Here is a 13,038-nt window from a genome sequence, read left to right as displayed (position 1 = left end):
TGAAACCGGGGTGTGAAAACTGTTGCTTACAAGGTGGGCAGTTCGCGGGGACGCAGGTCAAAGACCAGCACCTCGGCCTGCTCGCCCTGATCGAAGCGCATGGCCCCGGCGTTGCGGATGCGGGCGCCGTCGCCTTCGGACAGGTGCGCTCCGTTCACGCTGATGCTGCCGCGGGCCACATGCACATAGACATGGCGCTCGGGCCCCACATCGAGTTCGGCGGACTCTTCACCGTCGAACAGGCCTGCATAGACCCGGGCGTCCTGGCGCACGGCCAGCGTGCCGTCTGTGCCTTCGGGGGCGATGATCAGGCGCAGGCGGCCGCGCTTGTCGGCATCGTCCACATGGACCTGCTGATAGCGTGGAGCGGCGCCACGCTCTGCGGGAACGATCCAGATCTGCAGAAAGTGCACCGGATCCTGGGCCGAGTGGTTGAACTCGCTGTGCTCCACGCCGGTACCGGCGCTCATCATCTGCACGTCGCCGGGACGGATCACCGAGCCCGTGCCCATGGAGTCCTTGTGCTCCAGGGCGCCATCGAGCACATAGGAGAAGATTTCCATGTCGCGGTGGCCGTGGGTGCCGAAGCCCTGACCGGGGGACACATGGTCGTCATTGATGACCAGCAGATCCGAAAAGCCTTGCTGACTGGCGTCACGGTAGTGGCCGAAGGAGAAGGTGTGGCGCGATTGCAGCCAGCCATGGTTGGCGCGACCGCGGTGGTTGGATGGGCGAACTTCAAGCATTTCTCTCTCCTAGACAATCGATGGTGTTCACACTTCCTGCTGCTGGCCCGCTTGCCTTTTTCTTCTGCATTCCGTGTGGCGATGAATGAAGTATCCGCGGCCTGATATGCGGTTATGCTGAAAGAAAATTCCCTCAATCATCGATAATTTCGATGATTGTTTTTTAGGCAAATCCAGTATGCTCAAACTCTCTTTGGAAGCCATCGAACTGGTGGACACCATTGCGCGCTACGGCTCGTTCGCCGGTGCGGCAGAGCGCCTGCACAAAGTACCGTCGACCATCTCCTATGCCGTCTCCAAGCTCGAGGAACAGCTGGGTCTGAACCTGTTTGTGCGCAACGGCCCGCGCGTCAGTCTCACGCCAGCGGGCGAAGAACTGCTCAAGGAAGGGCGATGGCTGTTGGCTGCCGCGCGCCAGCTCGAATCGCGGCTGCGCCAGATCGCCACGGGCTTCGAGACCGAGGTGCGCCTGGTGCATGACTCACTGATCCCCACGAGCGCCTTCGGCTCCGACATTCAGGCCTTCGAGGCGCTGAACAGCGGCACGCGTCTGCGCATCGGCTGCGAGACGCTGACCGGCACCTGGGAAGCCTTGCGCGAAGGCAGGGCCGACCTGATAGTGGCTGCGGGCGAAGGCCCGGCCGGCGGCGGCCACAAGGCCGTGGCCGTGGGCCAGCTCGATTTCGTGTTCTGCGTGACGGCCAGCCACCCGCTGGCGCGCCTGGGCCGGCCATTGGCGCGCAGCGACCTGCTGGAGCACACCGCCGTGGTGGTGGGCGACGGCGCCCGTTCGCTGACCGACCGCACCGTGGGCCTGCTCACCGGCCAGCGACGCATCACCGTGCCGAGCATGCAGGCCAAGATAGCCTGCCAGGCCGCCGGGCTGGGCCACGGCTTTGTGCCGCGCGCATGCGTGCGTGTGGAGCTGGAGACCGGGGTACTGGTGGAACTGGCGGTGGAAGAACCGCGCCCACCCGAAACCTTCTGGCTGGCCTGGCGCAGCGATGCCCGCGGCAGGGCCCAGCAATGGTGGCGCGAACGCCTCAGCCGCCCACTGCTGCCCGGCATACTTCCCTACTGAAAACGGCCCTGCAACTCAAGGTGGCAGGGCCGCTACGATGCGAGCCGACGAGGTCTGCGGCAACGGCTCAAGCCATGCCCAGGACCTCGCGAAGCTCAGGGAAAGGACGATCAGTCCAGCTTCACGCCGGCCGCCTTGATGACCTCACCCCAGCGCTTGGCTTCGGTGCGCGCCAGCTGGTGAAACTGCTCGGGCGTGCCGGGCAGGGCTTCCATGCCGAAGTCGGCCATGCGCTTGACCACGTCGGGGTCCTTGAGAGCTTTTTGCAGGTCTGCATTGAGACGCTGCACGATGGCTGGCGGCAATCCCTTGGGACCCAGAATGCCCTGGAAGGCATAGACCTCGGAATCCTTGAGACCCAGCTCGGCCAGCGTGGGCACATTGGGTAGATTGGGCACGCGCTTGGCCGTGCCTATGGCCAGGGCTCGCACCTTGCCGGACTGAATCACCGGCAGGCCCGATGCCAGATCCAGGAACATGCAAGGCACCTGGCCGCCCATCACATCGGCCAGCGCGGGCGCGGCGCCCTTGTAGGGGATATGGGTCAGGCTGGTGCCGGTGCGGTTCTTGAACAGCTCCATGGCCAGATGATGGGGCGAGCCATTGCCGGGGGAGGCGTAGTTGAGCTTGCCGGGGTTGGCCTTGGCATAGGCCAGGAATTCCTTGAAATCCTTGGCTTCGAACGCGGGGTTGACCACCAGCGCCATGGGGAAACGGCTGATGCCGCCCACATAGGTGAAATCCTTGTCGGGACTGAAGGGCAGCTTGCTGAACAGGTGCTCGTTGAACGCCAGGATGGCGTTGTCGGCCGACATGATGGTGTAGCCATCAGGCTTGGCCGCGGCAACGAGCTGGCCGCCGATATTGGTCGAGGCGCCAGGACGGTTGTCCACCACGATGGTCTGGTTCAGCGTCTTGCGCATGGACTCGGCCACAGTGCGGGCCAGCACATCGGTGCCGCCTCCGGGTGGGTAGGGCACAACCCAGCGCACGGGGTTGGCAGGCCAGTCCTGCGCCATGGCGAAGGGGGATGCGGCAGCAGCCGAGCTGGCTGCCACGGCAGCCAGGAATTGACGACGATCCATCGTTTGTCTCCTTGAGGGTGATGTAGGGGGTTGTGGAATGATTTTTAGACCCCGCCAGGCTGCCTTTTCTATTAATTGATAGCTGCCTGCGCTTGTCTCTATTCGGTTTGAATCGGCTTTGACTCCGACTTCTGTATGGGTGGCGGTTTGAAGCTCACGCGTTCGACCTGATAGCCTTTCTGACGCAGCAGCTCAGGCAGGCCCTTGGGACCGATCATGTGCAGCGCACCCACGGCAGCAAACACCGTCTTGCCCTGCTGGAGCTGACGAACAATGCCATCTGCCATGCCCGGATTGCGTCCATCCATGAGGCGCGCGTACTTGAGCCGATCACGCTCGGTCTTGATGCAGTCGCACCAGTCGGCATAGTTCTCCAGCTGTGTTTCATTGCCGCTGGCCCAGATATTCGCCAGCTGCTGCAGGATTTCCGGAGCCTTGGGGTCATCAAGCTGGTCCAGCCCGTCGCGCACGCTTTCCTGCACCTCCAAGGGATCGTCGGAAAGCAGCTCCTCGAGCTGGGTCTGCGCCGACTCCAGCCCCAGCACGGGCTTGTGCAATGCATGGGCCATGCCTGCCAGCAGCAGATCGGCGCCAAACTCGGCCACCAGCCCCTGCTTGCGGCCCAATTGGCTGACCAGGCCCAGCAGTTGGGCGTCCGGGCGTTGTGTGCTCAGATGCTCGGCACAGGCCTGCTTTCGATGCTGCGCCAGCCGGGCTTCCAGCTCTGCGGGCAGCGCAGGTGCGTCGACACGGGCCTGGAAGCCGTCGATCAACTGCTGCATGACCTGCGGATTCAGCACATCAAGCTCCAGTGCCAGCAGGTCCGCCCCATACATGGAGCGCACGATGGTGCGGCCGGGCAATATCCACTCCCGCTTGCCCACATGCAAAGTGCCGTAAAGCCAGCTGGTGCGCTCGCCGTCCTGCACGCGCCAGAGCAGGCCTCTGTCCTGCATATGGGGGGCCATGGCCTGCACTTCGGCCGGCGTTGGCGGGCTGAACGGCGGCGGGCAACTGGCAGCCGGTTCGGCGGCTGGTTCTGCCGCCATGGCCAGGCCCGTCAACAAAGCGAGCGCCATAGCCGGCACGGCCTTCAGAGGCAAAATCCAGCGCGAGAGATTCAGACTTGGCATGGGCATGGCGACTGCAACGAGGGCTTAGTCTTCAGAGCTATCCAGAGGCTGAGCTTCGGGCAAGTCATCCTTGCTGCCGCCGGGCGGCGCAATGTTCTGGTCGATGGCACCGAAGATGCTCTGGCCGTCCTTGCCCTTCATCTCGATGCGGATGGTGTCGCCGAACTGCATGAACTCGGTCTTGGGCGCGCCGTCCTGAATGGTCTCTATGCAGCGTTTTTCGGCGATGCAGCTATAGCCCTTGGGCCATTCCATGCGCTTGTTCTTGCCGCTGCCGCTCTCCACGCCCTTGTTGCTCACCGTGCCGCTACCCACGATGGAGCCGGCGCGTACATTGCGGGTCTTGGCGATATGGGCGATCAACTGGCCGAAGTGAAAAGTCATCTCCTCGCCCGCATCGCACATGCCGACCTTGCGGCCGTTCCAGGTGCTCTGCAGCGTCAAATGCAGACGGCCGCCCTTCCAGGCATCGCCCAGCTCGTCCAGTGTCACGGCCACAGGGCTGAAAGCCGTGGCGGGCTTGCTCTGGAAGAAGCCGAAGCCCTTGGCCAGTTCGCCGGGAATCAGATTGCGCAGGCTCACGTCATTGGCCAGCATGACGAGACGAACGCCATCCAGCGCATCCTTGGCATCCGTGCCCATGGGCACATCGCCGGTGACGACGGCGATCTCTGCCTCGAAGTCTATGCCCATGGCCGTGCTGGGCACGATCACATCGTCGCAGGGGCCGATGAAATCATCGCTGCCGCCCTGGTACATCAGCGGGTCGGTGTAGAAGTTGGCTGGCACCTCGGCATTGCGCGCCTTGCGCACCAACTCCACATGGTTGATATAGGCCGAGCCATCGGCCCACTGATAAGCTCGCGGCAGCGGTGCCATGCAGCGCTGGGGATCAAAGGGAAACGCGTGGCGGGCCTTGCCGTGATTGAGTTCGTGCGACAGATCCTGCAGCTGGGGGGCCATATAGCTCCAGTCGTCCAGCACCTGCTGCATGCGATTGGCAATGCCGGTGGCATAGCAGGCCTGGCTCAGGTCGCGCGAGACCACGACCAGTTGCCCATCGCGCGAGCCATCCTTGTAGGTTGCCAGTTTCATTCTCTGTCCCTCTGCTCACGGCAGCGGTGCTGGCACAATGCCTGACAACGCTAGCCAAAATTACGATTGGTTAAATTGATTTAACTAAACAAAACACGATTCTATTGCAATGGAAAAGGAACGCGCAGGGATTCAGTCGGTCGAAGTGGGTTTCTCCCTCGTCGAGGCGCTGGCACAGGCCAGCGGACCGCTGATGCTCAAGGATGTCGCCGCCGCCGCCGGCATGAGTGCCGCCAAGGCGCACCGCTATCTGGTGAGCTTTCAGCGCATCGGCCTGGTGGCGCAGGACGAGCGCAATTCGCGCTACGACCTGGGCCCTGCGGCGCTGAAGATCGGCCTGGCCTCGCTGGCCCGCCTCGACCCGGTGCGTCTGGCGCGGGAGCGCATTCCGGCGCTGCTCGAGACTCTCAACCACACGCTGGCCATTGCCGTCTGGGGCAACCATGGCCCGACCATCGTGCATTGGGAGGAATCGGCGCAGTCCGTCACCGCCAATCTGCGCCTGGGCGACGTCATGCCCATGCTGGCCTCGGCCACAGGGCGCTGCTTCGGTGCCTGGCTGCCGCGCGAGGCGACGGCCGCGTTGCTGGAGCCCGAAATCGAGCGCGCGCGCAAAGCCCGGCGCCAGGACCTGCCCCAGACCGAGGAGGCCGTGGCGGCCATGCTGGCCGAGGTGCGCGAGCGCGGCACGGCCCGCGTGGTCGACACCGTGCTGCCGGGCATCGTGGCCTTTTGCGTGCCGGTCTTCGACGCGTCCGGCCATATCGTGCTGGGTCTGATGACCCTGGGCTCGCTGGCGACTTTCGACCCGGACTATGGTGGAGCCATAGACGCGCCGCTTCAGGCGGCCGCCCGCCAGCTTTCCTGCGATCTGGGCTGGCGCGCCGACCCCAATCACTGAAACCCGCAATCTCCGAATCACGCTCATGGGCCGCTCCCCTCAGGCAAGCCAGGCACGCAAGACACTGCTGCCCATCACCGGCTTGGTGCTGGCAGCCCATGGGCTGTTGCTCTGGGGCCTGCCCGAACTGAGCCCGCCGGACAAAGCGGCGGACGACCAGATCGTGATGGAGACGCGCATGCTGCAGGCGCCCCCTCCTCCGCCGCCTGCACCCGCAGCGCCCAAGCCGGCTCCAGCTCCAGCGCCCAAACCCCAGGCCTCACCCCGGGCGCCGGCTCCTGCTCCCGTGCCTGCCCCAGCACCGGACGAACAGGAATCAGAGCCAAATCCGCCTCCAGCCCAGGAACCACAAACGCAAGAAGCGCCTGAAAAAGAAGCACCCACCAATACAGGGCAGCCCGCTGCTGCTGCAGAGCCGGCTCCCGAGCCCATGGCCGAGCCTCCCGAAGCCAATGGTGCCGACACGGCCCGCCCCATCCAGGTCACGCCCGCAGGCGGCGCGCCGCTGCCACCTGACTCTGTGCTGCCCGTCACCCTGCCCAACTCCGCCACACTGGAGTTCAATGCCTCGGGTCAGGTCAAGGGTTTTCAATATTCGGCCGGCGCCCAGCTGCAATGGCAGCATGACGGCCAGTATTACCAGGCCAGACAGTCGATCAGCATGTTCTTGCTCGGCGAGCGCGCCCAGACCAGCGAGGGGCTGATCACGCCCAAGGGCCTGCAACCGCTCAACTTCAGCGACAAGGGGCGCAAAACCCAGTCCGCCGCCTTTGATGTGGCCAGTGGCAAGGCGCACTACAGCGGCGGCCAGACCGATGCGGCCATCGGCGATGGAGTGCAGGACCGCCTCAGCGTGTTTCTGCAGCTCTCGGCCCTGATGGCCGCCGCCCCAGAGAAATACCCGCCAGGCACGCTGATAGAGCTGACCACCAGCAGCGCACGCTCGGCCGTGCGCTGGCAGTTCCGCGTGGGTGCCAGCGAGGCGCTGGAGCTGCCGTTTGGCAGCGTCATGGCGCTGCGCCTGGACAAACTGCCCGGCAAAAGCAGCAGCGACCAGCGCGGCTCGGTCTGGCTGGCTCCGTCCATGCAATACCTGCCCGTGCGCATCAAGCTCACTCAGGGACAGGACGACTTTGTCGACCTGCAGCTCAAGAAATATCTGCCCGCGCCGCAATAGCCTCCATGCTGCCCCCCTGGCGTAAACCCCGGGAGCACCGCACCCCAAGCGCTCACTCACCTCCCAGCCAAGGCCTGCAACCTGCATCGGCTCGGGCTGAACGCTGTCGCGCCATTCAAGGACTTGCCTACTACAGATCGGGAAAGCCGGTTGCCCACAACCATGTCAAATCCATGGAATACTGTGCCCAAGTGCCAAGAGCAGGCATTTCCACCTTGAAATGCGGCACCCTGTCGCCATATCCATGGCAGGCATGCTCATAACGGAAGTGAAAGGAGGAACACCATGCAAATGCTTTACGACTCTGAATCCTTTGCGGTGCTCCATCTGCGTCCCGATATGGAGGCAGACGTTCCGGCAGGCAAAGCCAAGGCCGAGACCGAGCAAGCCCACCAACTGCCGCGCCACGGCTTTGAAATCGTGGACAAGCGCTCGGGCAAGGAGGTGTATCTGGATGGCTCCTGGGCCGAAATGTTCCAGAAGCAGATCCTCGCCTGGCAGCAGGACGCCCCCACCGAGGAAGAGGTGGAGGAAATTCTCGATACCTACACGGGCCTGGCCCAGCAGCCGGTCATCATTCACTGAACACCTTGAAAAAAGCCACTCGAAAGAGTGGCTTTTTTGATGTCTGAAAGCACACTCTAGTGCTTGCCGGAAGAGCGCGAGCCACTATGACTTTCTGCACAACAGCATCAACACGCAGGCACTCAGCATGCAGCCCAAAAAGCCCAGCAGCCCCCCAGCCGCACCCAGCGCAAGCCAGTAGCCCCAGTCAATGCCTTGCTCTGCGCAGTGAATCTCGCACTGGGGGTTGTGCTCCCAGGCCATCCACATCAGAAGTCCGGCCATCGCAAAGCCGGCGCAGGCGCTGATGATCAGGACCGACTTCCAGGGATTTCGCCTGCTGCGGATCATGGCCTCGCCCCCGGCAGCGCTCTGTTCAGCAACCGGTACAGCGGCGCTACCAGCAGCAGCACGGCAATCAGCCGGCAGACCTGGAAGGCCGTGACCACGGGCACGCCCAGTTGCAGGACCTTGGCGGTGATGGCCATCTCGGTAATGCCGCCCGGCGATGTGCCCAGCAGCAAGGTGACCCAGGGCAGGCCGGTGGCCCAGTGCAGCAGCCAGGCAAAGCCGGCGCAGACTGCCATCAGGCCCACGGTACCCAGCGCCACCATGCCCAGCCAGCGCGGAGCCGTGTGCAGGAACTCACGTCGAAAGCGCACCCCCAGGCTTACGCCGATCACCAACTGGGCGGCATTCATCAACCATTGCGGCACGGCGGACAGCTCCAGGCCTGCCATGGTCAAGCCCATGGATACGGCCAGCGCCCCCAGAAACCAGGGATTGGCACGCCTGAGCCTGAGCATCAGCAATGCCCCGGCGCCTGTGGCCAGCACCAGCCAGGCAAAGCCCGGCCATTGCACGGTGCGCACGCTGGGCAGCGTCAGGCCCGGGTCGCCCTGCAGTCCCGACCATTGCAGTGCAAAGGGAATGCTCACCGTCACTATCACCAGCCGCAGGCTGTGCGCCGCCGCCACCAGATCTGTGCGCGCATGCTCGCGCTCGGCCAGCAGCGTCATCTCCGAGGCCGCACCTATCGCCCCCGAGAAATAGGTCGTGGCCCGCAAGCGCTCTTCATCCATGCCCGGTTGCGTCAACATGGAGGGGGCCTGGACGCGATACAGCCAGCGCCCGAAGACCCAGCCCAGCAACAGGGCCCAGGCAATGGCCAGCGCAATCGCCCACCACAGACCGGCGACCAGCTCGGTCACTGCAGGCGTGAAGTACAGGCCCAGCGCGCCGCCTATCGTCCACTGCCCCAGATCGCGCAGCCTGGCCCAGCTTTGGGTGGGCGCCCCGCCAATCGATAGCAGGGAGATGGAAATCAGCGGACCCAGCATCCAGGGCAGCGGCGTATGCAGTACCAGACAGAGCTGGGCTGCCAGCCAGGCCAGCAGCAAAGTAGCGGCCACACGGGCCAGAAACACGGGAGGAAGCAATACGGACATGTGCACGGGAATCCGGCAAGGCACGACAATGGGCGCGCGACAGGGGCAATGCCCCGCAGTATCGCGGCAAAACTCGGTGGGCAAAGCCGGTACGAAATCTACAGCTACGAAGCCATGCCCCGTCTCAGACGAACGCAATCAGCTCATATGTGGACTTTCATTTCTGCGGCGCAGCCGCGCCAGCGTTTCAATCCTTTGGCCTTGACAGCTCTAGCCAGCGCCCTGCTGCTGGGTGGCTGTGCCCATCAAAGAACTCAGTTGACCTCCGACACCGAATGGCAGCAGACACTTGGGCAGTGGGCCGGAACACCGGCCATTCTGCTCGGCGAGCAGCATGACCAGATCGCCCATCATCAGTGGGAAGCCGCTACCGTGCGCCACCTGGCAGCGCAAGGCAGGCTCGCAGCCCTGGTGGTCGAGATGGCCCCCGCAGGCGGCAGCACCCGGAGCCTGCCCGCATCGGCCAGCGATGAGGAGGTGAAAACTGCTCTGCAATGGGCTCAGGGCGGCGGCCCGGGCGGCTGGCCCTGGCAAGACTATGGCCCGGTGGTGATGGCTGCCGTGAAAGCCGGCGTGCCCGTGCTCGGTGGCAATCTGCCACGTGCCCGGATGAAGCAGGCCATGGGCGAGTCCCGCTACGACGGACACCTGCCGGCTGCGGGCTGGCAGTTGCAGCTCGATGCCATCAAGGATGGCCACTGCGGCCTGCTGCCCGAATCGCAGTTCGCGCCCATGGCCCGAATTCAGCTGGCCCGCGATGAATCCATGGCCAGAGTGACTGAAACAGCCGTACGCGAGCTGGGCCAGCCCGGCAAAAGCGTGCTGCTGGTGGCGGGCCGCGGCCATGTGCGCAGCGATATCGGCGTGCCGACCTGGCTGCCCGGCGATTTCAAGCAAAAGGTGGCGATAGCCCAAGCAGACAAGGCTCAGACTGCTATCGCCATGAAGGCAGACAAGCTGCTGACGCTGGAGGGCAACGCCTCCGAAGACCAGTGCAGCCAACTGCGCGAACAGTGGAAGAACAGACCTGCGACCAAGCCTTGACGGGCTGCTGCAGCGCTGGTGACCCTCAGCCCGCGGTCGCGACAGCCACCAGCGGCTGCCCTCACGCGTCTTTTCCAGCAGGCGCGTGAAGTCCTCGGCCGGCAAGGGCCGGCTGCAGAAATAGCCCTGAAAGTAGTCACAGCCTTTTTGCTGCAGGAAGCTCAGCTGCTCCTGGGTTTCCACGCCTTCGGCCAGGACCTTCAGACCCATGGCATGACCCAGGGCAATGACCGAGCTGCTGATGGTCATATCGTCCGCGCTGTGCGGAATGTCGCGGATAAAGCCCTGGTCGATCTTGAGCAGATCGAGCGGAAAACGCTTGAGGTGCGCCAGCGAGGAATAGCCGGTGCCAAAGTCATCGATGGCCAAGCGCAGGCCCAGCTCGCGCAGGCGGTTGAGCACGGCCAACGCCTCTTCGGGCTTTTCGGCCAGTGCGCCTTCGGTGATTTCCAGCTCCAGCAGGCTGGCCGGAAAACCCGATTTGTTGAGCGCTTCGGCCGTCGCCCCGGCAATATCGGTCAGCAAAAACTGATGCAGCGAGACATTGACCGCAATCGCCAGATCGGGCAGTCCGGCGGCGCGCCATTGCTGGCCCTGACGACAGGCCTCACCCAGCACCCACAGGCCCAGCGGGCCGATGACGCCCGAGTTTTCCGCCACGGGAATGAAACGGGCCGGCGAGATCAGGCCTTCCTCTGGGTCCAGCCAGCGCAACAAGGCTTCAGCCCCCACCACGCGCCCCGTCGCCAGATCGATCTGCGGCTGGTAATACAGACGCATATGGCCCAGCTCCAGCGCACGGCGCAGGCGCGCCTCCAGCGCCAGACGCTCGCGGGCGGCCTGGGTCATGTTCTCATGGAAGAAGCACCAGGCATTGGAGCCTCTGGCCTTGGCGCCATACACCGCTGCATGGGCGCCCTGCAGCAGATCGTCGGCTGTCAATGCATGGTCGGGATACAGACAGATGCCTGCGCTGACGCTGACCACCACCGAGAGGCCATCTGGCGTGGTCCAGGGCTGGCCGGCTGCGGCCATCAGGCGCTCGGCCACGTCCACCGCGCTGTCGCGACCGCAAATGGATTGCGCCACCACGCAGATTTCATCGCCCGCCAGGCGGCCAATGATGTCGCCGTGCCGCAAAGCACCCTGCATCTGCACAGACACATGCCTGAGCACCTCGTCGCCGATGGAGTAGCCATAGCTGTCGTTCACGTCCTTGAAGCGGTCGATATTGAACAGCAGCACGGCCATGCGACGGTTGGTGCTCTGACTCAACTCCACCGCCTCGCCCAGCATGCGCGTGAATTGAGAGCGGTTGGGCAGACCGGTCAAGGTGTCGCGATGGGCCAGAAACTCCAGTTGCTGCTCGCGCGCCTTCTCGGCCGAGATATCGGTGAACATGCAGACGTAATGCGTCACCTTGTCGTTGGCATCCTTGACCGCGCTCAGCGACATGCGCTCGGGAAAGACCTCTCCATTCTTGCGCCGATTCCAGATTTCGCCCTGCCAGTGCCCTGTGGCATGCATGCTGGCCCACATGGCGTCGTAGAAAGCCTTGTCATGTCGGCCGGACTTGAACATGCGCGGCGTCTTGCCCAGCATTTCCGCTTCGCTGAAGCCCAGCAGCTTCGTGAACGCGTGGTTGACCGAGAGAATTCGGCTGTGTGCATCGGTCACCACCACGCCCTCGATGGTGTTGTCCACCACCGTGGAAGCCAGGCGGCTGCGCTCATCGGCCTCGCGACTCGCAGTCTGGTCGGAGAGCAGGCCCGAGATCCGTATCAGGCGTCCGCTCTCATCCTTGTAAGCCTGGCCGCGTGCGCGGAACCAGCGATACAGACCGTCAAAGCACAGCAGACGCGCCGTCAGCACCAGCATGCTGCCCTGCTCCAGTGCTTGCTCGGCCTGGGCGCGCGCACCTGCGGCATCTTCGGGGTGCAGGCGCTGATGGAAATCGAACTCGCGGGCCAGATCCTGGCCCTGATAGCGCAGCAAGGCACTCATGCCCGTGGAGAAGTTCAGCCGCTGCTCAAGCGCGTCCCACTCCCACACGCCATTGCCGCTGCCCTCCAGCGCCAGGCGCAGCATGGTCTCGCTGCGCATCATGGCATTGCGCGCACTCACCATCTCGCTGAGATCCTGCAGCACGCAGACCAGGGCCACCGGCCCGTCCACACCCGAAGCCGCCACGCGGCTGGTGGTGCACAGCACGGGCGTAACCTTTCCGGTGCCGGCATTCACGCATTGGCGCAACACCTGGAAGTAATCGGTGCTGCCGTCCAGCAGGCGCTGCAGCTGCAGAGCAACGTCGTCCTGGTCATTCACAGGCACCAGAACACGAAAATCCTGACCGCGCAGCGACTCGACGCTGCAGCCCAGCCAACCCGCCAGCTTGGCATTGGCCCAGACAATCTCTGCACCGCCCACATGCACGCGAGCCATACCGGCCGGTGCGTGGCGCACCACCAGCTCCAGCTCCTGCGCCGTCTCCCGGCCACGCTGGTCGGCGCGCGCCTTGCGCTGCATGAACCAAAGTGCAATCAGCGCTGTCGCCAGCAACCAAACAATGAACAGGCCTATCTGCCAACGCAGAGACTGTCGATTCAGCGATACATCAAAATAGCCGAGCACGCCCGCCTGCGCCCCCAACCAAAGCATCCCCACGCACAAATAGAGGGTGACAATCACCCTGGGTGTGAGCGCAGAATGCCCCTCCTCGCTTTTCATGAATTTCCTTTGTCCGCAGGGTCCTCGCCTTGCTGCG

The 13,038-nt window shown here is 64.0% G+C and carries 11 protein-coding genes and 1 pseudogene; 5 read left to right on the top strand and 7 right to left on the bottom strand.

Annotated elements, in window-relative coordinates:
- Positions 1–26: 26 nt before the first annotated feature.
- Positions 27–746, bottom strand: a complete 720-nt coding sequence (locus EIC84_RS09245; RefSeq protein WP_003068584.1) for a pirin family protein — start codon at positions 744–746, stop codon at positions 27–29.
- A gap of 178 nt (positions 747–924) precedes the next feature.
- Here EIC84_RS09245 and EIC84_RS09240 point away from each other — a divergent pair, with 178 nt between their 5' ends.
- Positions 925–1,827: a LysR family transcriptional regulator gene (locus EIC84_RS09240; RefSeq protein ID WP_003068582.1), complete on the top strand. Its 903-nt coding sequence runs from the start codon at positions 925–927 to the stop codon at positions 1,825–1,827.
- A gap of 110 nt (positions 1,828–1,937) precedes the next feature.
- Here EIC84_RS09240 and EIC84_RS09235 read toward each other — a convergent pair whose 3' ends face one another.
- From EIC84_RS09235 to EIC84_RS09225, 3 genes are all read right to left on the bottom strand, one after another.
- The gene (locus EIC84_RS09235; protein WP_003068579.1) at positions 1,938–2,912 is read right to left on the bottom strand and encodes a tripartite tricarboxylate transporter substrate binding protein; all 975 of its coding nucleotides are present in this window, start codon (positions 2,910–2,912) and stop codon (positions 1,938–1,940) included.
- 98 nt (positions 2,913–3,010) lie between these two features.
- Positions 3,011–4,051 (bottom strand): TraB/GumN family protein, encoded by a 1,041-nt coding sequence (locus EIC84_RS09230; protein ID WP_003068577.1) that lies wholly within the window; start codon positions 4,049–4,051, stop codon positions 3,011–3,013.
- A gap of 18 nt (positions 4,052–4,069) precedes the next feature.
- Entirely contained in the window at positions 4,070–5,140 is a 1,071-nt protein-coding gene (locus EIC84_RS09225; RefSeq protein WP_003068575.1) for a fumarylacetoacetate hydrolase family protein, read from the bottom strand.
- Positions 5,141–5,249: 109 nt separating this feature from the next.
- Here EIC84_RS09225 and EIC84_RS09220 point away from each other — a divergent pair, with 109 nt between their 5' ends.
- From EIC84_RS09220 to EIC84_RS09210, 3 genes are all read left to right on the top strand, one after another.
- Positions 5,250–6,041, top strand: a complete 792-nt coding sequence (locus EIC84_RS09220; RefSeq protein WP_003068573.1) for an IclR family transcriptional regulator — start codon at positions 5,250–5,252, stop codon at positions 6,039–6,041.
- Positions 6,042–6,066: 25 nt separating this feature from the next.
- Complete coding sequence (locus EIC84_RS09215; protein ID WP_003068571.1) at positions 6,067–7,218, top strand: DUF3108 domain-containing protein; 1,152 nt, start codon at positions 6,067–6,069, stop codon at positions 7,216–7,218.
- A 285-nt stretch (positions 7,219–7,503) separates the two neighbouring features.
- A complete protein-coding gene (locus EIC84_RS09210; RefSeq protein ID WP_003068569.1) occupies positions 7,504–7,803 on the top strand; it encodes a DUF3567 domain-containing protein in 300 nt (99 codons plus the stop codon).
- 84 nt (positions 7,804–7,887) lie between these two features.
- Here the strand turns inward: EIC84_RS09210 and EIC84_RS09205 are convergent, their stop codons facing one another.
- Both EIC84_RS09205 and EIC84_RS09200 read right to left on the bottom strand, forming a co-directional pair.
- Positions 7,888–8,133, bottom strand: a complete 246-nt coding sequence (locus tag EIC84_RS09205) for a hypothetical protein (protein ID WP_003068567.1) — start codon at positions 8,131–8,133, stop codon at positions 7,888–7,890.
- Entirely contained in the window at positions 8,130–9,230 is a 1,101-nt protein-coding gene (locus EIC84_RS09200; RefSeq protein ID WP_003068565.1) for an AbrB family transcriptional regulator, read from the bottom strand. The genes EIC84_RS09205 and EIC84_RS09200 overlap by 4 nt, the downstream gene beginning before the upstream one ends.
- A 147-nt stretch (positions 9,231–9,377) precedes the next feature.
- Between EIC84_RS09200 and EIC84_RS09195 the strand changes: the two genes are divergently transcribed.
- Complete coding sequence (locus EIC84_RS09195) at positions 9,378–10,274, top strand: ChaN family lipoprotein (protein ID WP_003068562.1); 897 nt, start codon at positions 9,378–9,380, stop codon at positions 10,272–10,274.
- Positions 10,275–10,299: 25 nt separating this feature from the next.
- On the opposite strand, the pseudogene EIC84_RS09190 reads toward EIC84_RS09195, so the two are convergent.
- Positions 10,300–13,001 (bottom strand): annotated as a pseudogene (locus tag EIC84_RS09190) (EAL domain-containing protein).
- Positions 13,002–13,038: the final 37 nt, after the last annotated feature.

Origin of the sequence: Comamonas sp. A23, from assembly GCF_004522605.1 — a bacterium.
In the GTDB taxonomy this organism is placed as follows: domain Bacteria; phylum Pseudomonadota; class Gammaproteobacteria; order Burkholderiales; family Burkholderiaceae_C; genus Comamonas; species Comamonas thiooxydans.
Note: the sequence above shows the minus strand (reverse complement) of the source record. Positions and strands in the feature narration are given on the sequence as shown.